Origin of the sequence: Actinosynnema mirum DSM 43827 (assembly GCF_000023245.1) — a bacterium.
GTDB lineage: Bacteria > Actinomycetota > Actinomycetes > Mycobacteriales > Pseudonocardiaceae > Actinosynnema > Actinosynnema mirum.
Map to the genome: position 1 here is coordinate 5,101,199 of NC_013093.1, position 24,305 is coordinate 5,125,503.

Below are 24,305 nucleotides of genomic sequence, written 5' to 3' on the forward strand. Positions count from 1 at the left end.
TGACCCCGCCCGCGCTGACCACCGGGTCCGGCGCCCGCAGCACGCCGCGCGCGGGCAGCAGGTCGGCCGTCGCGTCGTGGTCGAGCTGGTTGTTGGCGGCCCCGACGACGGCCGCGCGGCGCAGGTCCCCGGCGATCCCGGCGGTGAGGACGCCGCCGACCGCGCACGGGACCAGCACGTCCACGTCCAGCGCGCCCTCGGGGGAAACCCAGACAGCGCCGGGGGATTCGGCCAGCCCGCGACGCGAGGTGTCCACATCGGACACGACGAGCCGGGCTCCGGACGCCGCGAGGTGCTGGGCCACCAGCGCGCCGACGTGTCCCGCGCTGCGCAGCAGTGCGAGACCACAAAACGCTGCACTCGGCCCTGCAGCCGCCACTCAGCACGGGTTGCTGTTTTGTCTGTTCAGCACCCGACCGAGGAGCTCAGCGCGGACAGGTCCCGCCCCGGCCACAGGTGCGCGCGCACCGCGTCGATCGCCGCGCCGACCCCGAGCGCGGTGGGCCCGGACGAGTCGCCGCTGCCGCCCTCCACCTCGGGCCTGCACAGCACGTGCCGGGTGCGCAGGCAGATCGGCGCGCAGCCCGGCGAACCCCGCCTTCTCCGTCATCGCCGCCGACAGCCGCACGGCGTCGGCCGAGCCGGGTGGAGTCGACGCCGACCGCGATCACCTGGCCGCTGCGGCGACCGCGCTCGACCACCGGCCGCTCGGGCGCGGCGCTGCCGGTTCCGTCCACCGGGTCCACCTCTCGCCGGTTCGGTCCAACGCCGAGAGGCAAGCAGGAAGGTCGGCGACACGGCGCGCGCGCCGAACGATGTTCGGCAGCGGACCGCCCGGCGCCCGGTGGCCGAACACCATTCGGCCAGGTCAGCGGGTTCCGGCCTCGCCGTTCGGCTCGACCTCCCAGCGCCGGGTGTGGTCGTAGACGATGGAGGTGCGGAAGCCCACGACCTCCTTGCGCTTGCCGAACCGGTCCATCATCAGCGCGTGCATGTCCTCCACGGAGGCCACCGCGACGTGCACCAGGAAGTCGTCGCCGCCGCCGAGCACGAACACCGAGAGCACCTCGGGCTGCTGGAGGGCGAACGCCTCGAACGCGCGGATCACCTCGCGGCTGAGCGGCCGGACCTGGAACGCGATCAGGGCCTGCACGCCGCGCCCGATCCGGGTCAGGTCGACCTCGGCGTGGTAGCCGGCGATCGTGCCGCTCTGCTCCAGCGCCCTGGTGCGCACCAGCGTGCTCGACGGCGCGAGCCCGATCCGCGCGGCGAGCTGCCGGTTGGTCAGCCGCGCGTCGGCCTGCAGCTCCCGGATGATCGACCTGTCCCGCTCGTCCACGCCCACCCCGTTCCCGCCGAGGCCGCCACGGGCCACGACCAGCCACCGCACTGGCGGCCGATCCTCGCGCACCGGCGTCGGGGGCGGCGACCGGGGGTGCGGGTGGTCAGGCGGGGGACAGCTCCACGACCAGCAGCAGGGCGGTGAAGGCGAACTGCGCGACGCCGAGGGAGCAGCCGGCGACGGCGGTCCAGTCCAGGCGGTAGGCGCGGTCGGTCGCCATGGACAGCACGGCCAGCGCGAGCGCGACGCCCGCGGTCCACAGGGCGCCGATGGGGAACAGCCAGCTGATCAGGGCCAGCCCCAGCGCGAGCGGGCCGAACCAGGCTGCGGCCCCTGGCCGGTCCTTCGCCGGGCGGCTGCGCGGCAGTTCCACGTTCCCACTCCCCTGCGAGCACCGGGTCGGACAGGTGATCAACCTAGCGCCGCGCGGGGGCGTGGCGCGTGGCGGTGGCGCGCGGAACGGCCGCCCCACCTCGGGTGGGACGGCCGTTCCGCGGGTCACGCCCTGCCCGTGGGCTCCCCGGAGGACGTGCCGGGATCGGTCTCGACCTCGGTCTTCGCCGGGGCGGTGGCCGTGGCGGTGGCGCCGGGCGCGGGGATCGCACCCTCGCCCGCAGTGCCCTCGCCCGCAGTGCCGTCCTGCTGGCCCTTCACGTACGTCGGGTGCAGCTGGACGGGCTTCTTCTCCCGCTTGCTGCGCGCCTTCAGGTTCAGGAACTCCACCAGCACGGAGAACGCGATCGGGCCGTACACGTAGCCCTTGGCGATGTGCTGGTCCAGGCCCTCGGCGATCAGGCTGCCGCCGATGAGCAGCAGGAACGACAGCGCCAGCATCTTGACCGTGGGGTGGCGGTTGACGAAGTCGCTGATCGCGCCCGCCGACAGCAGCATGATCGCCATGGCGACCACGACGGCGGCGATCATGATGCCGAGCTCGTCGACCATGCCCACGGCGGTGATCACCGAGTCGAGCGAGAACACCACGTCCAGCACGAGGATCTGCGCGATCACCGAGGCGAACGAGACGGTCTTGCTGGACTTGGAGTGGTCGCTGCCCTCCAGCTGCTCGTGGATCTCGTAGGTGGCCTTGCCCAGCAGGAACAAGCCACCGATGAGCAGGATCAGGTCACGCCCTGAGATCTCCTGGCCGAGCACCGTGAACAGCGGCGCGGTCAGGCCGATCACCCAGGACAGCGACGCGAGCAGGATCAGCCGGGTGATCAGCGCCAGCGAGAGGCCGATGGTCCTGGCCTTCTTCTGCTGGTCGGCGGGCAGCCGCCCGGCGAGGATGGAGATGAACACGATGTTGTCGATGCCGAGCACGATCTCCAGCAGCAGCAGGGTGCTGAAGGCGATCCACAGCTCGGGGCTGAGCATCCATTCCATGCGGGGTCCGGTCCGTCCTCACGTTGTGCTCGGGGTTGGGTTGGACACCGCGCCGGGTGGTTCCGGCGCGGTGCGGTTTCGGGATCGCCCTCGGCGGGGCGGGGTGGTGGCGCGCGCCGGGACGCGGGCTCGCGCGGGGAGCGCGGTCCGCCCGTCGTCCAGGGTCGCCGACTAGGGGCGCCTCGGCGCGGGCGAGCGGGGCGGCGCGGTCCGGTGCGGGACGCGGACGGGCGAGAGCCGGGAACGCGCGTTCCCCCGGAAGTGGGTTACGCGCGGTGACGTGCCACCGCCGGGCGTCGGCGGTCTCGGGCACGGGAAGCGCACCGCCGAGCGGGCGCGGCCTCCGACGGGGAGGGCGCGGGCAGCCGGGCTCGGCGGCGTGGTCGACGGCCGGGCACCGCCGGGTTCGCGCAGGTCAGGCCGGGCCGAACCCGGCCCGGTACTGCACTCGTCAGCGTCGGCGCTCTGGTCGGCACTGCTGGGCATGGCGGGGACCATAACACGGGAACCTGTACGGTTGCTGAAGGAGTGCGACCTTTGTCCGATTCCCCCGGCTGAGGCGGAGGTGACCGTTCCGTCCCCCGGAAGTTGGTTACGCACGGTCAGCGGTTACCCGGACGGTGGATCTTCAACCGGTGGTGGCCGGGAGGCCGACGAGCGCCCGCGCGGCGGCCTGCTCCCGCGCGATGACCAGGGCTCCCGCCTCCGCGGCGGACCGGACCTGCTCCTCGGCGGCCCGCTCCGGGCCGAGCAGCGCGGTCACGGCGGCGGGCAGCACGGCGGCCGGGTCGAGGTCGGCGGGGGCCGGGCACAGCAGGAAGCCGGTGAGCAGGGCCTGGAGCGCGAACGCCTGGTCGGGCAGCGGCCAGTCGTCGCGGGCCAGGTCGTGGGCGCGCCAGATCGGCAGGACGCGCCGCATCACCGCGTCGGGGCCGAGCAGGTCGAGCAGCTCGGCCGCGCGCGGGTCGGCCGCGAGCGGTCCCAGCAGCTCGCCGCCACCGGCCTTGACGGCGCTGACGAACGGGTGCGCCGGGGCGGTGGCGACGATGTGCCCGCACAGCCGGGAGGGGCGGACCAGGCCGGGGTCGGCGGCGAGCCGCGCGGTCACCTCGCCGGAGAGGGCGAGGAAGTCGCGGCAGACCAGTTCGAGGACCAGGTCCTCCTTGGTCTTCCAGTACAGGTAGGCGGTGCCCTTGCCGACGTGGGCGCGCTGGGCGACCTCGGCGATGGTGACGCCCCGGACACCTCGGGCGAGCAGCAGCTCGCCCGCGGCGGCCAGGATTCGGGCCGCCTTGGGCGAGGGGGTCTCAAGCAGGTCGGACAAGGGTGTTCTTCTCCCGCGTTCCGGTTCGGGCCGAGCGGTTCAGCGCCTCGCCCACGATATCGGCGTTCTTGGTGCGGGCGATCTCGTCGAAGCCCAGGACGCGCTCGGCCAGCCGCTTGCCCGGCCGGGTGCGGGTGATCAGCGGGAGGGCGCGGCGCAGGGCGACCTGCAACCGGTTGTCCAGCACGAACACCCGGCGCTGGTCGGGGGCGGCGTCCTGGTACGCGGTGATGTGCGGGCGCAGGCCGCGCTCCCACTCGGCGAGCGCGCCGGGCACGTCGTCGGGTGCGGCTTCCAGGGCCGCGCCGAGCAGTTCGGCGCCCGCGAAGCCCGCGGAGACGCCCATGCCGGAGTAGAGGGTGACGCACCAGGCGGAGTCGCCGACCAGGACGACGCGGCCCCGGTGCCAGGTGTCCATGCGGACCTGCTCGACCGAGTCGAACAGCGCGGCGTCGGCCTTCTCCAGCGAGTCGAGCGCGGCGCCGAGGACGCGGCCGGTGGGCTCCGGGCCGAACGCCTCCCTGACCCGCCGCGCCGGGGTTCCGGTGAACTGGGCGTCCACGTCGTCGGCGCGGTAGCTGAACAGGATCGTCGGGTTGTGGTCGGCGAAGGTGAAGACCCACATCGAGCGGTGGGGTTCGAGCAGCATCGCGCCCTGCCCCGGTTCGAGGCCGTCGACCGGGCCCTCGTGCTCGAACGCGGCGATCATGTAGCCGAGCCGCTTGAGGTAGCGCCCGTGCGGGCCGAACACGAGCGAGCGGACCGTCGAGCGGAGCCCGTCGGCGCCGACGACCAGGTCGAACCGCTCGGTGGTGGACGTGCCGGCCGCGGTGTCGAGCAGGGTGACGTCGACGCCGTCCGCGTCCTGGGCGATGGCGGTGGGGACGGTGGAGAAGCGGATCTCGACGTCGCCGGGGAGCGCGGCGAACGCGGCCCGCTCGGCGTCGCCGCGCAGCATCATCCAGGGCTTGCCGGGCAGGTCGGTCATGCCGAAGCCGGGGCGCGAGCCGCCCGCGCGGTCGATCTCCAGCGGGGGCCGGGGGGCGGTGCGGTCGTGCAGGTGGTCGAGGACGCCGAGCCTGCGGGCGGCGGCGTGACCGGCGCCGAAGAGGGCGATGAAGTAGCCGCCGGAGCGGCGCTGGGCGGAGCGCTCGACGAGGACGGGGGTCCAGCCCGCCCTGCGCAGGCGTCCGGCGGTGGCGAGTCCGGTGATCCCGGCGCCGACTACGAGGGCTCGTCGCTGCTTCGTGGTGATCATGGTGTTGAAGATACTGACCAGATTAGTCATTTGGTCAGTTCGTGAGGCGCGCCACAGCCACGAGGTGCGGGTCCAGGGCGCGGGTCAGCTCGACGAGGTGCGGTGGCCGGGCACCCGGCCCGCCCGGAAGGCGACCGCGAGCTGCGCCACCGCCAGCACCGCGACCAGCCACAACGAGGCCCGCCACGACCCGGTGCGCTCGGCCAGGTGGCCGGCCACGACCGGTCCCGCGGCGGCGAGCAGGTAGCCGAGCGACTGGGCCATGCCGGAGAGCGCGGTGGTCTCGGCGTGCGTCCGGCCGCGCAGGCCGATCAGGGACAGGGCCACCACCAGCGACGACCCGGTGCCCAGGCCGATCACGACGGTCCACAGCGCGCTCAGCCCCGGCGCGGCCAGCAGGCCGAGGACGCCCAGCAGCATCGGGGTGCTGGCGGTGACCGCCGCCGCGACCTGGGTGCCGGGGTCGCGCATCAGGCGCGGGATCGCCAGGCCCGCGACGATCCCGGTGACCTGGTAGGCGAACAGGTGCAGGCCCGCCTGCTCCGCGCTGACGCCCTCAGCGGCCTCGATCGTGGGCAGCCAGGTGACCATGACGTAGAAGGTGGTCGACTGCAGGCCCATGAACGCGGTCAGCACCCACGCGGTCGGCTGCCGCCACACGCTCGTGGGGACCGGGCCGCCCGCCGGGAGCGGGTCGGCCTCGGCGGGCGCGGGCAGGGCCCTGGGCAGCCACAGCAGCGCGATCAGCAGGGCGGGGACGGCCCACACCGCGAGCGAGCCCCGCCAGCCGAGCGGCGCGGCCAGCGGCACGGCCACCGCCGACGCGGTGGCGGCGGCCGTCGTCATGAACGCGGAGTAGACGCCCGTGGCCCTGGAGACGTTGCCGCTGTAGTCGCGCTTGACCACGGACGGGGCGAGCACGTTGCCCACGCCGATCGCGGCGCCCAGCAGGGCCGTGCCCGCCCACAGCCCGGCGTGGCCGGTGAACGAGCGGGTCAGCAGGCCCGCGGCCAGGACCAGGAGGGCGGCCAGGACGGTGCGCTCGGCGCCGATCCGGGTGGAGATCCGGTGCGCGAACGGCGAGGCGAGGCCGAACGCGATCAGCGGCAGCGCGCCCAGGAGCCCTTGCCGGGCCTCGCTGAGCCCCTCGTCGGCGGCGATGCCCGGCAGCAGCGGGCCGACCGAGGTGATCGCGGGGCGCAGGTTGAGCGCCACCAGGAAGATCAGGGCGGTGAGCAGCGGGCCGGTCCAGCGCGCTCGCCTCGTGCCGACTGGTTCGTCCACGCGCCCGCCCCGTGTGCTCGTCCCGCTCGTCCGGACCTGCGAGACCGGCGATCGACCCCAACCCCCGCGGGGTCAGGCCAGTTCCGCGCGCAGCCGCGCCACGTCCACGCCCTGCCGCTCCAGCAGCGCGGCGACCTCGCGGCCCTCGTCGTCGAGCAGTTCGCGCACGAGCGCGCGCGTGCCGACCGGCTCGCCGCCCTGGGCCCGCTGCCGCACCGCCGCGAGCACCCGCTCGGCCGCCGGGCTCAGGCGGGTGGCGTCCTCATCCTGGCCGTCCACCCTGGGGGTGACCAGGAACGGCCTGCCCATGAACACCCGGCCGGACGGGACGAGGTCGCGCAGGGCGCGCGCGTCCGCGCCGCAGGAGCGCAGGAGGGCGGCGGCGTCGTTGGCCGGCAGGAGTTCCGGCTTGAGGGACTCGCCGTGCGCGCGGAGCAGGTCGTCCAGCACGAGGACGGCGAGCAGCAGGTCGGCGGGGGTGGTGGCGTCCCGGCCGCCCCGGACGGCCTGGGTGCCTGCGAGCGCCTGGAGGTGGAACAGCAGCGCGCCGCCGAGGCCGAGCGCGCGGGTGAACAGGCCGGTGATCGCGCCCTTGACCGGGTGGTCGTGGCCGGCGAGCAGGTCGGCCCTGGCGAGCAGCAGCGGGAAGGACTTGTCGACCCTGACCGGTTCGACGCGCACCTCGTCGGGCGTGAAGCCGTTGCGGGACAGCAGTTCCGCGACGCGCGTGCCGGGCAGGCGCAGCAGCGCGCGGCCCAGGTGCTGCGCGGTGGCGAGCACCGGCCCGTCCGGCGCGCCGGACTCGGCCGCGTCCCGCAGGGCGTCGAGCAGCGCGTCCTCGACCGCGTCGGTGAGCACGACGGCCTTCCGCTCCCGGTGCGCGATCTCGCGGACCGCGCCGACGACCTCGGGCACGGGCGCGCCGACCGGCGGTTCGTCCACGGTGGACCTCACCTCGGTGACGCCGCGCAGCAGCCCGGCGGGCACGGCGGCCTTGTCGACCAGCGCGGCGAGCACGTGCTCGGTCCCGACGGCGGACTCCCCCGCCGCCCGCCGGTGGGCCTGCCTGAGCACGTCGAGCACGTCGTAGCCGAGCAGCGCGCGGGTCATCTGCGCGGTCCTCCCTGTGGTGTCGCCTCCGGGACGGGAGAAGACTCGCACGCGCGCGCCCGCGCCGGTCGACCGGGCGACCGCCGCGCCCGAAGCCCCACGGGGCCGGCCGGTTCCGCCAGGTGACCGGGAGCGCTGCGCCGTTCGGGCGGGGCTGCGCGCTTTCGGCAGGACACCGGTTCGCCGCCTTGTCCGGCGCGCGCCCGCGCGGCACGTTCTCCCTGCGGCCACGTGCGGTGCGCGGCCGTTCCACGACGCTCCGGAGGTGCTGCCCGGTGACCACCCACCAAGTGGTGTTCCTGCTCCTGGACCTGGCGCTGGTGATCGTGCTGGCCCGCCTGCTCGGCGTGGCCGCGCGCCGCATCGGTCAGCCGCCGGTGATCGGCGAGGTGCTGGCGGGCGTCCTGCTCGGCCCGACGCTGCTGGGCGAGGGGTTCACGGCCGCGCTGTTCCCACCGGACGTGCGGCCCTTCTTAGCCGTGCTGGCCAACATCGGCGTCGCGATCTTCATGTTCGTCATCGGGCTGGAGCTCCAGCGGTCCCAAATGCGCGGGCAGGGCAGGATCGCGGCGACGGTGTCGGTCGGCTCGATCCTGCTGCCGTTCGCGCTGGGCGCCGCGCTGGCGTTCCAGCTGATCCGCAACCACCCGGTGGAGAACCGGCTGGGCTTCACGCTGTTCATGGGCGCGGCGATGTCGGTGACGGCGTTCCCGGTGCTGGCGCGCATCCTCGCCGACCGGGGGATGCTGCGCACCGCCCTGGGCGGGTTGGCGCTGACCTGCGCGGCGATCGACGACGTGCTCGCGTGGACGCTGCTGGCGGTCGTGGTGCTGCTGTCGGGCAGCGGCGGGCCGGGGATGTGGTTGCTGCTGCTGTGCCCGGTGTACGTGGCGGTGATGTTCGGCGCGGTCCGGCCGCTGCTGGGCAGGCTGCTGGGGCGGGACGCGGGGCTGACCGGCACGAAGCTGGCGCTGGTGGTGGCGGGCGTGCTGGTGTCGGCGGCGTTCACCGAGTGGGTCGGCCTGCACTTCGTCTTCGGCGCGTTCCTGTTCGGCGTGGTGGTGCCGCGCGAGGGGACGGAGGCGCTGCGGGCGGCGCTGCTGGACCGGGTGGCCGAGTTCAACGGGGCGCTGCTGCTGCCGGTGTTCTTCATCGTGGCCGGGTTGAGGGTGAACCTGTCGACGATCGGGTGGACCGGGGTGGTGGAGCTGGGGCTGGTGCTGCTGGTCGCGATCGGCGGGAAGTTCGGCGGCGCGTTCGCGGCGGCGCGGGCGCACCGGGTGCCCGCGCGCAGGAGCGCGGCGCTGGCGACGCTGATGAACACCAGGGGGCTGACCGAGCTGATCATCCTGAGCGTCGGGCTGGAGCTGGGGGTGCTGGACCGGGGGTTGTACTCGATCATGGTGGTGATGGCGGTGGTGACGACGGCGATGGCGGGGCCGCTGCTGAACCTGGTGTACCCGAGGGGGTTGGTGGAGCGGGACCAGCGTGAGGCGGTGGGGCGGAGCGAGATCCGGGCGAGGTGAGGCGGGGGTCCGGCCCGGCGCGGGGTCCGCGCCGGGCCGGGCCGTCAGCCGAACAGCTCGACCACCCGCTCCACCAACCCCGCCACCGCCGCCGCCCCGACCAGCCCCGCCGTCACCCGCCGCGACAACCGCCGGGCCTGCTTCACCACCGCGCCCCGGTCCGGCTCCGCCTCCGCGAGCTCCTCGTCCAGGTCCTCCAACGCCGCCAGCGCCGCCTCCCGCCCCGGCGCGCCCTCCGGCGCGGACTCCACCTCCGCGCGCGCCTCGGCGAGCAGCCCGCGCACGTCCCGCACCCGCTCGGGAGCGGGCGCGGAGTTCGCGTGGACGTCGCCGATCGTGTTGTTGTCCCCCTGGAACACCGCCCCGGTCGCGTTGCCGCCGATCTCGATGCCGCCCACGTCGCCCCTCACTTCCGGTTGTCCTCCTTCGCGTTCTCGCCGACGGTGTTCCGGTCGCCGATGAACACGTTCCCGCTGACCGAGCCCTTGATGTGGATGTGCCGGTCCGCGACCTGCGTGGCCTGGCGCATGAACTCGGTGGTGGTCACGCCCTTGCGCTCTAGGTAGCGCCCCAGGGTGCGCAGCAGCTGCCGGTCCATCAGCTTGGCGTAGCGCTCCAGGTCCGCGCGCTGGAAGTAGTCCAGCACCACGTCCCCCGCGCCCAGCTCCCGCAGGCTGCGCTCCGCCCCGTACCGCTCGGACGGCGACGGGGAGCGCGACGGGCCCGCCAGGCGGGTGACCAGCGCCCTGGCCCGGCCGAGGACGCTCAGCGGCAGCGCCAGCGCGCGGGACAGCGCCTCGCGGACCGGCTTGAGCACCGTGGGGCGGGTGGCGTCGATGTCCTTGTACGCGGCGCGGACCGGCATCAGCACGGTCGGCGTCCACTCCACGTACAGCCTGCCGTCGTCGCAGCCCAGGTGCAGGTACCAGGTCACCACCAGCTGCCGGTCCCAGCTCTCCACCTGGAAGCACCGGAAGTACCGCAGCCACTCCTGCGGCTCCCGCGCGATCCCGGCGGCGCGCTCGGCGGTCAGCGTCAGCGGCGGTCTGCCGTGCGAGCCGGGCAGCAGGCCCGCGGCGCGCGGGTCGTCGGCCCGGTTGGCCAGCTCGGCGGCCGACGCCACCACCTGCTCGGTGGCGCGCAACCCGGTCAGCCGCCCGCTCGGGGACAGCGACGACGGCCGCACCAGCTCGGTCAGCCCGTGCGCGAGCGCCTCGTACAGCTCGGTCAGGTCCACGTCCACCTGGCGCCCGCCGCCGACCCGCTCGGGTTCGCCTGCCGGGTCCAGGGTGAGCGCGAGCGACCAGGGGTCGTAGACCAGCCCGGCGCCGACGAACGGGCGCTCGCCCCGGTAGACGACAGTCCTGGGCCGGTCGTCGGGAACGGCCGCGCGGCGCAGCTCCTCCAGGCCCTTCTCGTGCGCGCGCACGTTGTCCGCCGAGAAGCGCCATTCCCCGAACCACCTGTGCGACCGCTTGGCCCCGGTGAAGTTCCCGCGCTGGAAACTGGTGAACACGAGGTTGTGCACGGCCAGCCGGTCCGCGAGGAGCAGCAGGAGCGCCAGCAGGAAGAAGATCGCGGCGAACACGAAGAACTCGCTGTCGATTCCGGGGATCAGCTCCGGTTCGCGCGCGTAGCGGCTGCGCGGTGCGGAGTTGTACTCCTCCAACGAGATCAGCACGTACACCAGGACCAGGCCCATGACGCCGAGCGCGATGAGCGCCCCCTGGTTCTGCTGCTGCTTCCCGCCGCGCCTCGGGTCGGGCTTGCGGAACGCGAACGGCAGTCCGACCAGCAGCCACAGCACGACCACCAGCGGTTCGGTCAGCAGGGCAACCACCAGCAGGAGCAGCAGCGCGGCGTCCCGCAGGACCCGCCTGCCGCGGGCGGCCAGCGCCTCCCGCAGCACCGCGTCGCCGTCCACGCCGGGCGACGGCGGGATGGCCCGGTTCGGGGAGCCCAGGAACTCGCGGACGGCGCTGTCGGCGAACTCCGGGTCCAGGTGCGCGGCGGCGCAGAGGTAGCGGGTCACCTCGTCCCGCGCGGGCGCTAATGGTTCAGCAGGTTCCACGACGACCCCCAAGGTGGTTGATCCGCGAGACACCCCCGGCACAGCGCCCGGCACCGGCACGCGGAAGTCCCGGAAGTGCTTGCCCGGCAGCGTTTCCACGCGTTCGGCGACGGCGCTGCGGACGATACTCCGAACCACCTCCCGCTGTCCGGGAAATCGTTCCGGCTGGAATTCGGGCCGTGGTTCAGGCGCTGCGGCGGACCACCAGCAGCGCCAGCGCGCCGACCGAGCAAGCCACCATCGTCGCGCCCATCGACACCGCCGTCGCCTGACCGCCCCAGCTCATCGCGGAGGCCGCGATCCCGGCGACGAGGAACTGGAGCAGCCCCTGCAGCGAGGACGCCGCGCCCGCCGCCGACCCGTGCCCGGCGAGGGCGAGGGAGGTCGCGTTGGCCAGCACCACGCCCATCATCGCCACGACCAGGAACAGGCACACCAGCAGCCACGGCAGCGGCCACCCGGCGAGCGCGCCGACCAGCGCGCCGAGCGCGGCGACGGCGGTCACGGCGGTCCCGGCGAGCAGCAGGGTCCGCTCGGAGGCCAGCTTGCCGACGACGAGCCCGTTGCCCGCGCCCAGGAGCACGGTCCCGACCCCGTTGAGGCCGAAGACGAGGCTGTACTGCTGCGCGCTGAGCCCGTAGCCGTCCTGGAGCACGAACGAGGAGCCGGAGATGTAGGCGAACACCGCGGCGAACACCAGTGCCGCCGCGAGCACGTGGCGCAGGTAGCTCCAGTCGGCGATCAGCGCGCCGAGGCTGCGCAGGGTGTCGCGCGGGCGGGCGTTGCGGCGCTCGGCGGGCAGCGACTCGGGGAGGGCGAGCAGGACGGCCACGAGCAGCAGCACGCCGAGGCCGGTCAGGACGTGGAAGACGGCCTGCCAGCGCGCGACGACGAGAAGCTGCCCGCCGATCACCGGGGCGACGATCGGGGCGACGCCGTTGACCAGCATGAGGGTGGAGAAGAAGCGGGTCATCGCGACGCCGTCGAACAGGTCGCGCACGATCGCCCGTGACAGCACCACGCCCGCCGCGGCGCCGAGGGACTGCACGACGCGGCCGGTCAGCAGCCAGGTGATGTCCGGGGCCAGCGCGCAGAGCAGGGAGCCTGCCGCGTAGAGCGCGAGGCCCGCGAGCAGCGGACGGCGACGGCCCCACGCGTCGGAGACCGGGCCGACCAGGACCTGGCCGACCGCGAGGCCGATCACGAAGACGGTGAGGGTGAGCTGGACGGCGGAGGCGCTGGTGGCCAGCTCGCGGGCCATGTCGGGCATGGCGGGGAGGTACATGTCGATCGTGAGCGGGCCGAAGGCGCTGAGCGAGCCGAGCACGAGGGCCAGCCAGGCGCGGCGGCCCCGGCTGAGGGCGGGGGTCGGCGTGGCTGTGCGGTCGGGGGAGGTTATGGACACATAATTATGATGACATAACCCGCTAGGCTGAACGCCATGCCCCACCGCCCAGGCAGCGCGGACGACCCGCTCGCCGAACTGGCCGACCTGGTCCTGAACGTCGGCAGGCTGGTGCGCGCCCGGACGCCGACCGGGGCGGATGTGGTGGCGCTGACCGAGACGGAGCGGTTCGTGATGCGGGTGGTGGACCTGTTCCCAGGGGCGTCGCCCAGCCAGATCGCCCGGCACACGCGGTTGCAGCGAACGAACGTAAGCGCAGCGCTGCGGGGGTTGGAGGAGAAGGGGATGGTGTCGCGGGTCGCTTCGGACGGGCGGAGCGTGGCGGTGCACCCGACCGAGCGGGCGGCGAGCAACCTGGGGGTGCTGCGGGCGGCTTGGTCGAGCGAGCTGGCGGGGGTGCTGGGGGAGGATTTGGACGAGGTTCGGCGGTGCGCGGAGCTGTTGGCGCGGATCGAGCGGCACTTGACGGCGGGGGATTGAGCGCGGTCAGCTCCGGGTGTCCTGATCGCGAAAACGGTCCCGCAGCTCTTCCCACTGCGGGCGCAGCTCAGGAAAAATAGTGGGCTCGACTTCATCCAGGACCCTGCGGAGCGTTTCCCCCCGACTGACACAGAAAGGACGATGTTTAACAACTTCCCGCAGTGCATCAATGACAAAATTTTCGGGAAATTCGTGAGTGCGAACCTGCAGCGCCACAAGAAGTGCATTGTAAACAGATTCAATGTCTTCTTCAGAGGTTTTCTCCGGCGGTGACAGAAAAAATGAATTCCGAACGACATGAACCCTTTCCTCGAACGTAAAGGAACGCAGCCAGGGAAGCGCCTCATCCGCCCAACTCGGGCCATAACCGAAGAATAACGAGCGATCGACAAAAGCTATCCCATGACGGATTCGAGAGGCATGCCGACGATCCCCGCCAACCATGGCGATGCAATACTCATCTCCGCCAGGAATATCAAATGGGGCGAAATTCCGTGAATCGTTGACCAGAATCGTGCCATTCTCCATTTTCAGCGAGTACAGAAGCCCCAGCCAGTCGTCGCGGTCCAACCCCGACCGCCAGAGCGACAGCATCGACCTCCAGTTGGCCAGCGCTTCAGCCTCATCGTCCCCGAATACATCCACCAGCCGGACCCCAACCTCCGGGTCACTGAACCGAATCGACAGCGTGGTCAGGTTCGCTGAGTAGGCAGCGAGCTGCCGGACGAAGTCCAGCGGCGTCGGCCGGTAGGTTTCGAACTGCGTCGAGCGCCGCCGCTGCCGGAACGACCTGAGCAAGTCCACCAGCGCCCGACGGATGTCATCCTGCTCATTCCCCGGCATCACGGCGAACATTTCCTGAGCGAACTCGCCGATGGAAGCCCTCGCACCCAGAGCGTGATGCGAAAGCAGGGCGAACAGCAGCTCGTCGTTGAGGGTGCGCCCCCCGTACCGGCCACCGTAGGCGGCGTTGGCCAGGCCAGCCAGTTCATCGATGACGTGCCGGGCCACCAGGTACTCGCCGAAGGTGGCGTGCAGGAACTCGTAGGCGCGTTCCGTGGTTCGGACAACCGCCTCGGGCGCGTGGACGAAGAAGAACTCACCGAGCAGCCGGGCGCCCTCGTCACCGGGGAGGTCGTCCTGCCCGGTGAGAGCCACGAGGTCCGCGCGCAGGTCGTTCTCCCGCACGCTCTGCGCGCCCCGGTTGAACATCGCGAGCGCGGCAACCGCCAGCCGGAACACCTGGTCCACCACGCGACGCTCCAGCTCGGAGGAGCCCCCAGCGCGCTTGCGCACCTCGCGGCGGGCGAAGCTGTCGAAGATCCGTTCGTAGAGGGCCGCCTTCGACAGGTCAGCGTCGAGCTTCGGCAACTGGGGATCGGCGGCGTAGAGGGCGAGCATGAGCAGCAGCAGGGGCTGTCGGGCCAGGTGCGGGTGGTGCAGCGCCTCGACGGCGGTCAGCTCGCGCACGACGCCTGTCCGGATCGTCGCCAGGTTCGCAGCGCGCCACTCCCTCAACCAGGCGGCGATCTGGTCGTCGTCGAACTCCTCCAGCTTGACGACGGTCGTGCCCGGCGGCACATCCACCCGGTCCGCCACCACGGTCCGGGACGTCACGACGACCGCGACCGGACGGCCGTTCTGCTCCTCCTCGATCCGCTGGAACTCCACGACCTCGCGCAGGTATCCGCTGCGGTCGAAATCGGCGGCTTGGAGCAGTTCGTCCAAGCCGTCCAGGAGGACCACCAGGACGGTGTCGGCCCGGTCGGACAGGTCCTGCCACCGCAGCCGACTGTTGCTCGCGATGTCCAGGGCCTGCTGGAGCTGGTCGGAGATCGACGCGCCCGCCGACACGCTGCGCAGCGGCACGCGGACCACGGTGTACTCCTCGGCAGGCAGCCGGGCCGCGAGGACCTTCGTGAGCATGGACTTGCCCGCGCCGGGGTGCCCCAGCAGCAGCATGGGCAGCGTCGTGGCGTCGGCCGAGGTGAAGTGCGCGGCGAGCATCAGCTCCAAGTCCCGCGCGAGTGGCTGGTCATCCCACCAGTGGTCGTCCGCAGGGCGGCTCTCCTTGTCATGAGCGGCCATGCGGTAGTGCGGGGTGACGAAAGCGCGTTCGATCGTCGGGAACACGATGTCGGTGTCGTAGCGCTCGGTGTCACTCGGCACGACGGGCTTGCCGAGCACGCCCACGTTCGCCTTGCGCAGCCCTTCCCGCTGCTTGTCGACCACAGCGTCGCGGTTGGAGAGCAGACCGAGCAACGAGTGGGCCTGGGCGAGCGCTCTCCCCTGGGCATCGAGAACGGCCCGGAGGTCGGACCCGAGCCCTTCGATGCGCTCCCTGGTGGCGGCGTGCTCGCCCAGGACGGCCCAGAACACGAACTCCGGGACGGTGGCGGCCAGCGCGAGGTAGTACGACTGGTAGCGGTCCAGGACTTGCTCCCGGAACCCCTCGCCGAATACCTGGACGGTATTTTCACCGCCTGCGAGACCGGTGAGGAAGTCCCCCGTCTCCTCCGCCCTCGCGTCGATCCAGCGGGCCAGGTGTTCCAGGTTCTCCTCGAACCCGCGTGACGGCGACGGAGCCGGGATCTCTGTCAGGTAGAGGGAGTCATGGCAGTCCTGGGCGTCGTCCGTGACGAGCTGACGCTTCTCCTCGTCGGTGACGGCCAGCTCGCGCACCCGCCGAGGGCCGAGGCGTTCGTCCAGCACCTCGAAGAACGCTGCGGCCACGATGGTGCTGTGCGCGGCGATGATCAGGTCGCGCCGCTCGACGCCCTTGGTCCCCGCCGCCCTGCCCGATAGCTTCCCCACCAATTCGCGCAGCAGCTTGGTGGCCTCGTTCTTCTGGTCGACCCAGCCCCACAGCGCGGCGAACAGCACCGACGCCCCGCCGTCGACCAGGAGGGAAGCGGCACCCGAGGCGAGGATGCCCCCGCCTAGTACCTTGTCGAGCCTCTCAACCGCCTTGCTCTCGTGCTTCCCAAGGATGCGCAACGCACCGGCGAACGTGAGAGCAGGCTTGCGAGGCATCGGCGACTCCGGGAGCGGCGGCAGGCTTCACCCGTGCATCGGGATGCGGCCGGAAGCGTTAGCCACCACTCCCCTCCTCCGCGACAGCCTCGATCAACGCCCTGATCCGGAACGGCATCTCCTCGCTCAACGAGATCGCCGTGTTCGTCCGCACCACCCCCGGCACCGTCAGAAAACTGCTGGTGATCCGATGCAGATCAGCCGTGTCCCGAGCGACGACCTTCACCAGCAGATCCGCCTCCCCGGTGGTCGAGTGCATCTCCACCACCTCCGGGAACCCCCGCAGCGCGTCGTTCACCCTCCGCGCCGTGCTCTGGCTGAGCGCGATCGACACGAACGCCACCAGCGGCCACCCGAGCGAAGTCGGGTCGACCCTGCGGCTGAACTCGCCGATCGCCCCCGACCGCTGCATCCGTTGCAACCGCGCGTGCAGGGTGTTCCTGGCGATGCCCAACCGCTGGGCGAGCGCGAGGCTGGTCGCGTCGGGCTGCTCGTCCAGGGCCAGCAGTATTCGGGCATCGAGGCTGTCCACGCTGCGCATTCTGACACCTGAATCGAGTCAGTCGAGTCAGGATGCGCAGCCCCCGGAGGCCCTGTTGTGCGAATGCCACGTCACTCGGCATTCTTTGCCCCGTGACAACGATCGAATCGGCTCCCCTCGCACCACAAGTGCAGCAGGCGCCGCCGAAGCACAGCACCGCGGAGAACGTCGCGGGCATCGTGATCGGGGCCTTCGTGGCCTCGCTGGGTCTGTTCCTGCTCAAGTCCGCCGGGGTGGTGACGGGTGGCACGGCCGGGCTGGTGCTGCTGGTCGGGCACCTCGTCGACTGGCCGTTCGCGGTGGTGTTCACCCTGCTGAACGCCCCGTTCGTGGCACTGGCGTGGCGCAGGCGCGGGCCTCGCTTCGTGGTGGCCTCGGCGGTGGCGGTGGCGCTGCTGTCGGCGTCGTCCCTGGCGCACGCGTCCTACCTGCGGGTTGACATGATCAACCCGCTGTACGCCGCACTGCTCGGCAACCTGGCGGCGGGCATCGGCATCCTGTTCGTCTTCCGCCACCACGCCAGCCTCGGCGGCTTCACGATCGTGGCCTTGGTCTGCCAGGACCGGTTCGGCTGGCGGGCCGGGTACGTGCTGCTGGCGCTGGACGCGGTGGTCGTGGCCGTGTCGGCGCTGTTCATGCCCCTGGAGGCCGTGGCCCTGTCGGCGGCGGGCGCCGTGGTGGTGAACCTCGTGGTGTCCGCGAACCACCGGCCGGGGCGTTATCCGGTCGCGCTCTGATCCACCCCGGTGCGGGCAGCGTGGCCCGCACCACAGCACCACCTCTCCCCGGCACCGCGTTCCGACCGCCCCGCACCTACTTCGGCCGCACCTTCTGCAGATGCCTGGAGAGCGAGCCCTGGTGCAGGAGAAGCCGATCCGCGACGGAGTTCGCGGAGAAGCCCTGCCGGTAGACGATGTCGCACATGACCCGGTCGAACTCCGGGGTGGACTCGAAGTCCTTGAACGGCACGGTCCCCTTCTTCCCGGTCCGCCCGTTCTCCCGCCGCTGCTCCTCCCGCAACGCGCGCAGCCCGTCCGGAACAGCGGCTTCCAGTTCCGCAGTCGCGGTGGTGGACCGCTCGATGCGCTTGGACAGCTTGCCGCTCTGACCCGCGCCGCTGAGCCGCTTGTCCAGCGCGATCGTGGTCATGCTGAGCTTCTCGGCGATCGTGATCTTGATGCTGCCGTCCCCCGTGGTCAACTCCTTGATCTTGTCGAGGAGCGCCGCCGGGAAGTCCAGCTTGAACTTGCCGTCCCCCTTCTTCCGCCCCTCCACCTCGGCCCAGAACTCCGGTCCGGCCGCAGCCCGCAACTGGGCCAGCACGCCGTCGGACAGCGGTTCCCTCCCCGCCTTCTTCACGGGCGGCGGCTTGACGGTCGGCTTGCCGCCGATGCGCAGCTCGCGGGTGCGGTCGACCAGGTCCGCGGCGCCCCGCTCGGAGTCCTCGGCCTCGCTGTCGGACTCGCTGTCCTCGACGCCGAGGATGCCGCTGCTGAGGGGCATCTCCCGGACCAGCTCACCGGACTTGTCGACCCCCTTCTCCGGCACCACCAGGGTCTGCTGCCACCCGCCTTCCAGCCCCAGCTCGGGCGCCCCGAGGCCGGGCTGGGCGGTCGTCGGGGGGTTCACGTCCTTGGCTGCCGACTCGTACATCCGCCGGGTGTCGTCGCCCAGCCTCGCCCCCACGTGCTCGACGAGTTCCGACTGCCTCCCCCCGTCGTGACCGGACAGGTTCTTGACACCGCTCTCGACCGCCTCCTGGAAGTAGTGGTTCCCGTTGGGGTTGTGCACCAGCTTCAGCTGGAACGTGTCCGCGAAGTAGCGCAGCAGCGCCAGGCAGGCGTCGCACGGCCGCTTCGTGCCCCGGACGTGGATGTGGTCGGGCGCGCTCTCCGGGCTCACCCCGGCGTTCTGCAGCAGCTGGAGGAGCTTCTGCTCGGCGTGCACCTTCCCCACGCCCACCCCGTTGTGCACGAGGTAGACCTGCCCCGTGGCCTCCCCGCCCTCGGTGCGGGCGAGCAGCGCGGCCAGGTAGGCGCGGTGGTCGGGGTCCCTGGCCCGCTCGTTGGAGATGTCGACCAGGGTGACGCGCGACGCCGCCCGCAGCGCCTTGAGCGTGGCGTTGTCCCGCTTGTACGCGCCGGTCCCCCCACCGGGGTCGTCGAGGTCCATCTCGTCCGGGCCCACCGGGTCCGCCTGCCGCACCACGGGCTGGAAGCCCTCGCGGACCTTCAGCAGGGCTTGGCGGTCGCGCCGCTCGCGGTTCTCCCGCTTCCACTTCCTGGACCCGGTCGCGTCCCCCGCCTCCTCGCCCGCCTCGGTCTTGCGGCGCTTGCCCTCCTTGCCGCCGTCCTTCACCGCCGCGGGCCGCTTGCCCCTGCTCTTGGCCGAGGGCTTCACCTCGGTGTCGTCGTCACTGCTCTCCGCGTCGCTGTCACCCCGGCCCGACGCCTGGCCGGAGCGGTCGTCGAGCATGACCTGCTGGAAGATGTCCGAGACGTCCAGGCCGCCGCCCGCGTCCAGCTCCTCCGGATCCACGCCGTCCGCGTCGGCGCGCAGCCGCTTGAACAGGTCGTAGAGCCGGATCACGGACTGGTTGTAGTTGCTGGCGAAGACCAGGTGGCCGTTGACCAGCATGGCCTGGATCTCCTGCTCCTGCGCGGCCACGGGCTTCTTCCCGCCCTTCCCGCCGCTCTCCTCCGCCTGCTCGCGCAGTTCTCGCTCCTGGGCGGCGACGGTGTTGAGCATCAGGCGGGTGGCGTGCCGGAGGCTCTGCCCCGACCGGTCGTTCGCGTAGCTGCGCTTGTACCGGATCACCACCTCCTTGGTGATGCGACCCCACTGGTACTTGTTCTGCTTGCAGGTGCACGCCTTGGCCAGCTCGTCGAGCTTGGCGATGGCGTCGTCGCGGACCGCGACCCTGCTGGGCGCCGCCTCGTCCCCCTTGACGCGCTGGACGTTCACCGTCCTGGCCACGACCGGCCCCCCGCCACCGGCGCGGGACGCGGGACGCGGCCCCGCGTGGGACGCGCCGGAGGCGAACGCCACGCCGTCGGCCTGCGCCCGCCGCTCGGAGCCCTGGGTGGGATCGGTCACGGCGACCCCCGCGCCACCGGCGACACCGGTCTCGCGCACACCGGCGAGGTTGCTGCTGACGTGGCTGAGCTCGTGCCCCACGACGGTCCGGTCGTTGGCGACCTTCGGGGGCAGGAAGACGTGGGCGCCGACCGTCAGCGCCTTGGCGTCGAACGCCTCGGTGGCGCGCTGGGCCACCACGTCGTCGTGGACGCGCGCGGGTGACAGGTCGACGCCGTAGAACGCCTCCGCCTCCCTGCGGACGCCGAGGGGCAGCGGCCTCCCCGGCGTGGCGGCGGCGGTGTCGAGCAGCGCGCGCTGGACGTGCGCGTCCCCGTCCGGTTCCCGGTGCCCGCACCCGGCGCCGTGGACGTGCCGCTCCTCGTCGATCAGGCGCGCGACCACCCGGTTGCCCGCCGAGCGCTGCAGCGCGGCGATCTCCCCAGGTCCCATCCGGCCACCACCGAGGACGCCCGGCGGGGGTGGCGTCCGGCGCGCCGCGCCTTCCCCGGTCCGCCTGCCTTCGGGCTGTTCCCGGTGCGTGCGCATGGTGGCGCTCCTTTGCTCCGGCCGGGTGCGGGGGTCGCGCTCCTCCCCAGTTCTACCCAGGGGGTCCCGCTTCCCCCGGGGTCGGGAGGGCACACCGGGGGCAGTGGTGCTGCCCTGGCAGGCCCCGGCGGGGCAACGCCCCGGCTCGGACGGGGTGGGCTGCCGGTCGGGGAGGCGCGAGCGGTGCGGCTCCCCGAACGACCGGTTCCGGTCTGCGGTCGACGGCGTTGACGGGCCTGCCCGAGGTGGGATTCTGGTCCGCGTGCACGGGGCCCCGAGTTCGCAGCCGAACGGCCGGTTCCGGTTGCTCCTGGTCGAGGACGACCGCGAGCTGGCCGAGCTGCTGGCCGAGTCGTTGCGCGCCGAGGGGTACGCGGTGGACGTCGCCGCCGACGGGCAGCGCGGGCTGCACCTCGGGCTGACCCGGCCCTACGACGTCGTCGTGATCGACCGGGGGCTGCCCTCGCTCGACGGGCTGGACCTGCTGGTGCGGTTGCGGTCCCGCGCGGTTCGGGCGCGGGCGCTGCTGCTGACCGCGCAGGGCACCGTGCACGACCGGATCGACGGGCTCGACGCGGGCGCCGACGACTACCTGGTCAAGCCGTTCGACCTGGACGAGCTGAGCGCGCGCCTGCGGGCGCTGTGCCGCCGGGCGCTGGAGCTGACCGACGTGCTGCGCATCGGCGCGGGCCACCTGGACGTCGGGCAGCGCGAGGTGGTGCTGCCCCACGGCGGCAGGCTGGGGCTGACCACGCGCGAGTTCGGGCTGCTGCGGGTGCTGGCCACCCACCCGGACACCGTGCACACGCGGGCCTCGTTGCGGCGCGCGGTGTTCCACGACACGACCTCACCGTCCATAGTGGACACCTACGTGTACTACCTGCGCGCCAAGGCGGGGCGCTCGGTGGTGCACACCGTGCCGGGTGTCGGCTACCGCCTGGGCGCGCTGTGAGCGCGGCCGACCGCTCGTGGGCCGAGGCGGAGCGGGCGGTCGTGCTGCGCGCGCGGTTGCGGGTGAGCGCGCTGGTGGCGCTGGCGATCACCGCGCTGGTGGCGCTGATCGGCGGGACGGCGTACGCGGTGCTGGAGCGGGCGCAGGTCGAGCAGGTGCGGCGTGAGCTGCGGGCCGGGGTCGAGCACGGCCTGCCGTCGGGCAGCACGTGGGTGTTCGCCGAGGCCGGGGGCGCGGGGGTCGGGGCGCCGCGGGGGTTCCCGCTGCGGGACGACCTGGCGCGGGTGCGCGCGGACGGCGGCGAGGTGGAGCGGTCGGTGACCGGGAACGGCGCCGAGTACCTGGTGCTGACCGGCGCGCGGGCGGACGGCGAGGTGGCGCAGGCGGTGTTCGACATCCGCTACCAGCTCGCCGACCGGCGGTACCTGCTGGCGGCGCTCGCGATGGGCGAGGCGTGCGCGCTGGTCGTGGCGGCGGCGATCGGGGTGCTGGTGGGGCGCGAGGCGGTGGCGCCGCTGGCGGAGGCGCTGACCAGGCAGCGGCGGTTCGTCGCGGACGCCGGGCACGAGCTGCGCACGCCGATCGCGCGCGCCCGGCTGCGGGCGCAGCTGCTGGCGCGGCGGGCCGAGGCGGAGGGGCTGCCCGCCGAGCACCGGGCCGGGCTGGACCGGCTGGTGGGCACGATCGGCGGGCTCGGGGACGTGGTGGACGACCTGCTGCGGTCGGCGCTGCTGACCGAGCAGTCCGGGCGGGCGGTGGACCTGGTGGCGCTCGCGCGGGACGCGGTGGCGGCGGAGGCGGAGCGGGCGGCCGAGCGGCGGATCGCGCTGGCGGCGCGGCTGCCGTCGGGGCCGGTGGTGGTGACCGGGGTGGAGACGGCGCTGCGGCGGGCGGTGGCGGAGCTGCTGGCGAACGCGGTCAGGCACACCCCGCCCGGCGGGAGCGTCGACGTGGGGCTGGCGCGGGTCGGCGGGGTCGCGGAGCTGACCGTGGTGGACACCGGCGAGGGCTTCGACCCCGTCGCGGCGGACCGGCTCTTCGACCGGCTGCACCGGGGGGCGGGTGGCGGGGAGCAGGGGTTCGGGCTCGGGTTGGCGCTGGTGCGGGAGGTCGTGGTCGGGCACGGCGGCGCGGTCAGCGCGGTGGGCGCACCGGGGCGGGGCGCCCGGTTCACGCTCCGGCTGCCGCTGGCGGAGAGCGCTCCCACGGGTGGTGGGGTGGAGGCGCGGGCCGGCGGTGCGGTTCCCCGCGGCTCCGCCAACCCACCACGGGTGGCCCGGCGCCCCGCGTGGTCCGAGGAGGCGCCGAGCCCGACGTCGTTCCCGTAGCAGGAGCCCGAAGTCGTGGTGAGCGACCGAAAATGCCCTGTCGACGCCCCCCGCTCAGCTCCAGCGCGTGGTGACCAGCTCCGCCGCCAGGCGCACGTCCGCGTCCAGCGGCCGGTCCGGGTCCACCGGGGCGATCGCGTCCGCCAGCAGGTCCAGCAGCTCCGCGCAGCGCGGCGCGGTGGGGCGCCTGCCGCCGACGTGCACGGCCTGCCGCAGGCCCAGCGCGAGCGAGCCGCACAGCAGCCGCAGCAGTTCGGCCAGGTCGTAGGAGCGCAGCGCGGCCTGGGTGCCGAACGGCACGACGTCCTGGTTGTGCAGGTTCGTCGGCAGGCTCTGCGTGCTCGCGGGCACGGCGTTGCGCCGGATCTCGGCGATGAACGCGGTCGTGGCCAGCTGCACGCCCTGCAGCCCGTGCTGCTGCCCCGGTCCGGCCGCGAGCATCGGCGGCAGGCCGGTGTTGCGGGCCGGGTCGACCAGCAGGTCCAGTTGCCGCTCCACGAGGTTGCCGACCGACGCGGTGACCATCGCGATCGCGTCGGCGGCGAACGCGGCGGGCTGGCCGAAGAAGTTGCCGCCGTGCGCGACGACGTCGTCCTCGGGGAAGAACAGCGGGTTGTCGCTGATGCTGGTCAGGTCGGCGGCCACGACGCCGTCGGCGTAGCGCAGCGCGTCCTCGGCGGCCCCGAGCAGCTGCGGCGAGCAGCGGATGCTGTACGGCTCCTGGAGCGGCCGGTCGCCGGTGGGCGCGACGCCGTCGAGCGCGCCGCGCATCCGCCCGGCCACGGCGATCGCGCCGGGGTGCCCGTAGGCGCCGATCAGGCGCGGGTGCAGGAAACCGGGGTCGCAGCCGAGGACGTCGGCGAGCAGGCACGTGAGGTCCTGCGCGGCGCGGTGGCTGGCGCGCACCGAGTCCAGGGCCAGCGCGGTCGCGGCGGTGGTCAGGGAGGTGCCGTTGACCAGGGCCAGCGCGTCGCGGCCGTCCAGGGCCAGCGGGGCGAGCCCGGCGCGGCGCAGCGCCTCGTCGGCGGGCAGCCGCTCGCCGTCCACGTGCGCGCTCCCCCTGCCGCGCAGCGCCTGCGTGGCGTAGGCGAGCGGGATCAGGTCGCCGCTGGCGCCGACCGAGCCGTAGCGGGGCACGGCCGGGGTGAACGTGGTGGCGAACATGGCGGCCAGGGTGTCCACGACCTCGGTCGACACCCCGGAGAAGCCCTGGCCGAGCGACCACACGCGCAGCAGCAGCGCGGCGCGCACCACGTCGTGCGGCAGGTCCGGCCCCTGACCGGCGCCCAGGTGCGCGAGGGTGTTGTCGCACTGGTCGGCCTCCTCCGCCCGCCCCGCGTAGCCGATGAGGGCCCCGAAGCCGGTCTTGACCCCGTACACCGGCCGGTCGTCGTCGGCGCGCACCACGCGCAGGAACTCGCGGGCCCGCTCGACGCGCCCGCGCACGTCCGGCCCGACGAGCAGCGGCACCGGTTCGGCCGCCCGGCGCAGGTCGGCGGTGCTCAGCGGCGCGCCGAGGTCGATCGGGGCGCCGGGGTCGGCGGGGGCGGCGGGTGCGCCTGCACTGGTCGTGGTCACCCGGCCGACCGTAGGAAAGCGATCTCAGAGTTCTCTGAGATCGCCGGGCTAGCTTCCGGACGC

General features: G+C 73.2%; 20 protein-coding genes and 1 pseudogene. 5 read left to right on the forward strand and 16 right to left on the reverse strand.

The window, feature by feature from the left end; translation table 11 throughout:
• Window position 1: 1 nt before the first annotated feature.
• From AMIR_RS43250 to AMIR_RS21615, 9 genes and pseudogenes are all read right to left on the reverse strand, one after another.
• A pseudogene (locus AMIR_RS43250) lies at window positions 2-379 on the reverse strand (Rossmann-fold NAD(P)-binding domain-containing protein); the annotation flags it as partial.
• A gap of 26 nt (window positions 380-405) precedes the next feature.
• Entirely contained in the window at window positions 406-552 is a 147-nt protein-coding gene (locus AMIR_RS40475; RefSeq protein WP_187313431.1) for a hypothetical protein, read from the reverse strand.
• A 316-nt stretch (window positions 553-868) separates the two neighbouring features.
• Window positions 869-1,390 (reverse strand): Lrp/AsnC family transcriptional regulator, encoded by a 522-nt coding sequence (locus AMIR_RS21585; RefSeq protein WP_015803073.1) that lies wholly within the window; start codon window positions 1,388-1,390, stop codon window positions 869-871.
• A gap of 55 nt (window positions 1,391-1,445) precedes the next feature.
• The gene (locus AMIR_RS21590) at window positions 1,446-1,715 is read right to left on the reverse strand and encodes a hypothetical protein (RefSeq protein WP_015803074.1); all 270 of its coding nucleotides are present in this window, start codon (window positions 1,713-1,715) and stop codon (window positions 1,446-1,448) included.
• Between the two features lie 125 nt (window positions 1,716-1,840).
• Complete coding sequence (locus AMIR_RS21595; RefSeq protein ID WP_015803075.1) at window positions 1,841-2,728, reverse strand: TerC family protein; 888 nt, start codon at window positions 2,726-2,728, stop codon at window positions 1,841-1,843.
• A 628-nt stretch (window positions 2,729-3,356) separates the two neighbouring features.
• Window positions 3,357-4,052, reverse strand: a complete 696-nt coding sequence (locus tag AMIR_RS21600; RefSeq protein WP_015803076.1) for a TetR/AcrR family transcriptional regulator — start codon at window positions 4,050-4,052, stop codon at window positions 3,357-3,359.
• Window positions 4,036-5,310: an FAD-dependent monooxygenase gene (locus AMIR_RS21605; RefSeq protein WP_049796916.1), complete on the reverse strand. Its 1,275-nt coding sequence runs from the start codon at window positions 5,308-5,310 to the stop codon at window positions 4,036-4,038. The genes AMIR_RS21600 and AMIR_RS21605 overlap by 17 nt, the downstream gene beginning before the upstream one ends.
• Before the next feature lie 84 nt (window positions 5,311-5,394).
• The gene (locus tag AMIR_RS21610) at window positions 5,395-6,594 is read right to left on the reverse strand and encodes an MFS transporter (RefSeq protein WP_015803078.1); all 1,200 of its coding nucleotides are present in this window, start codon (window positions 6,592-6,594) and stop codon (window positions 5,395-5,397) included.
• A 72-nt stretch (window positions 6,595-6,666) separates the two neighbouring features.
• A complete protein-coding gene (locus tag AMIR_RS21615; protein ID WP_015803079.1) occupies window positions 6,667-7,704 on the reverse strand; it encodes a Clp protease N-terminal domain-containing protein in 1,038 nt (345 codons plus the stop codon).
• A 275-nt stretch (window positions 7,705-7,979) separates the two neighbouring features.
• On the opposite strand from AMIR_RS21615, the gene AMIR_RS21620 reads away from it, so the two are divergent.
• Window positions 7,980-9,230: a cation:proton antiporter domain-containing protein gene (locus AMIR_RS21620; protein ID WP_015803080.1), complete on the forward strand. Its 1,251-nt coding sequence runs from the start codon at window positions 7,980-7,982 to the stop codon at window positions 9,228-9,230.
• Window positions 9,231-9,274: 44 nt separating this feature from the next.
• Here AMIR_RS21620 and AMIR_RS39410 read toward each other — a convergent pair whose 3' ends face one another.
• From AMIR_RS39410 to AMIR_RS21635, 3 genes are all read right to left on the reverse strand, one after another.
• Window positions 9,275-9,640, reverse strand: a complete 366-nt coding sequence (locus AMIR_RS39410; protein WP_015803081.1) for a hypothetical protein — start codon at window positions 9,638-9,640, stop codon at window positions 9,275-9,277.
• Complete coding sequence (locus tag AMIR_RS21630; RefSeq protein WP_143760839.1) at window positions 9,637-11,301, reverse strand: hypothetical protein; 1,665 nt, start codon at window positions 11,299-11,301, stop codon at window positions 9,637-9,639. The genes AMIR_RS39410 and AMIR_RS21630 overlap by 4 nt, the downstream gene beginning before the upstream one ends.
• A 184-nt stretch (window positions 11,302-11,485) precedes the next feature.
• A complete protein-coding gene (locus AMIR_RS21635; RefSeq protein WP_015803083.1) occupies window positions 11,486-12,706 on the reverse strand; it encodes a multidrug effflux MFS transporter in 1,221 nt (406 codons plus the stop codon).
• 36 nt (window positions 12,707-12,742) lie between these two features.
• On the opposite strand from AMIR_RS21635, the gene AMIR_RS21640 reads away from it, so the two are divergent.
• Complete coding sequence (locus AMIR_RS21640) at window positions 12,743-13,186, forward strand: MarR family winged helix-turn-helix transcriptional regulator (RefSeq protein ID WP_015803084.1); 444 nt, start codon at window positions 12,743-12,745, stop codon at window positions 13,184-13,186.
• Between the two features lie 6 nt (window positions 13,187-13,192).
• Here the strand turns inward: AMIR_RS21640 and AMIR_RS21645 are convergent, their stop codons facing one another.
• On the reverse strand, window positions 13,193-16,219 hold the full coding sequence (locus AMIR_RS21645; protein WP_015803085.1) for an NACHT domain-containing protein: 3,027 nt from the start codon (window positions 16,217-16,219) through the stop codon (window positions 13,193-13,195).
• 58 nt (window positions 16,220-16,277) lie between these two features.
• On the reverse strand, window positions 16,278-16,760 hold the full coding sequence (locus AMIR_RS21650) for an Lrp/AsnC family transcriptional regulator (protein WP_015803086.1): 483 nt from the start codon (window positions 16,758-16,760) through the stop codon (window positions 16,278-16,280).
• 92 nt (window positions 16,761-16,852) lie between these two features.
• Between AMIR_RS21650 and AMIR_RS21655 the strand changes: the two genes are divergently transcribed.
• Window positions 16,853-17,497, forward strand: coding sequence for a YitT family protein (locus AMIR_RS21655; RefSeq protein WP_222840691.1), 645 nt, complete (start codon window positions 16,853-16,855; stop codon window positions 17,495-17,497).
• 76 nt (window positions 17,498-17,573) lie between these two features.
• Here the strand turns inward: AMIR_RS21655 and AMIR_RS36015 are convergent, their stop codons facing one another.
• Window positions 17,574-20,384 carry an eCIS core domain-containing protein gene (locus AMIR_RS36015; RefSeq protein ID WP_015803088.1) on the reverse strand — a complete coding sequence of 937 codons (2,811 nt, stop codon included), beginning with the start codon at window positions 20,382-20,384 and terminating at the stop codon, window positions 17,574-17,576.
• Between the two features lie 262 nt (window positions 20,385-20,646).
• On the opposite strand from AMIR_RS36015, the gene AMIR_RS21665 reads away from it, so the two are divergent.
• Window positions 20,647-21,336 (forward strand): response regulator transcription factor, encoded by a 690-nt coding sequence (locus tag AMIR_RS21665; RefSeq protein WP_015803089.1) that lies wholly within the window; start codon window positions 20,647-20,649, stop codon window positions 21,334-21,336.
• Window positions 21,333-22,664 carry a sensor histidine kinase gene (locus AMIR_RS21670; RefSeq protein WP_015803090.1) on the forward strand — a complete coding sequence of 444 codons (1,332 nt, stop codon included), beginning with the start codon at window positions 21,333-21,335 and terminating at the stop codon, window positions 22,662-22,664. The genes AMIR_RS21665 and AMIR_RS21670 overlap by 4 nt, the downstream gene beginning before the upstream one ends.
• 54 nt (window positions 22,665-22,718) lie before the next feature.
• Here AMIR_RS21670 and AMIR_RS21675 read toward each other — a convergent pair whose 3' ends face one another.
• A complete protein-coding gene (locus AMIR_RS21675) occupies window positions 22,719-24,242 on the reverse strand; it encodes an aromatic amino acid ammonia-lyase (protein ID WP_015803091.1) in 1,524 nt (507 codons plus the stop codon).
• Between the last annotated feature and the right edge of the window lie 63 nt (window positions 24,243-24,305).

Bases quoted from the DNA above. Each gene is read 5' to 3' on its own strand.
- AMIR_RS21595 (WP_015803075.1), bottom strand. From the start codon at position 2,728: ATGGAATGGATGCTCAGCCCCGAGCTGTGGATCGCCTTCAGCACCCTG.
- AMIR_RS21605 (WP_049796916.1), bottom strand. From the start codon at position 5,310: ATGATCACCACGAAGCAGCGACGAGCCCTCGTAGTCGGCGCCGGGATC.
- AMIR_RS21615 (WP_015803079.1), bottom strand. From the start codon at position 7,704: ATGACCCGCGCGCTGCTCGGCTACGACGTGCTCGACGTGCTCAGGCAG.
- AMIR_RS21640 (WP_015803084.1), top strand. From the start codon at position 12,743: ATGCCCCACCGCCCAGGCAGCGCGGACGACCCGCTCGCCGAACTGGCC.
- AMIR_RS21645 (WP_015803085.1), bottom strand. From the start codon at position 16,219: ATGCCTCGCAAGCCTGCTCTCACGTTCGCCGGTGCGTTGCGCATCCTT.
- AMIR_RS21650 (WP_015803086.1), bottom strand. From the start codon at position 16,760: ATGCGCAGCGTGGACAGCCTCGATGCCCGAATACTGCTGGCCCTGGAC.
- AMIR_RS36015 (WP_015803088.1), bottom strand. From the start codon at position 20,384: ATGCGCACGCACCGGGAACAGCCCGAAGGCAGGCGGACCGGGGAAGGC.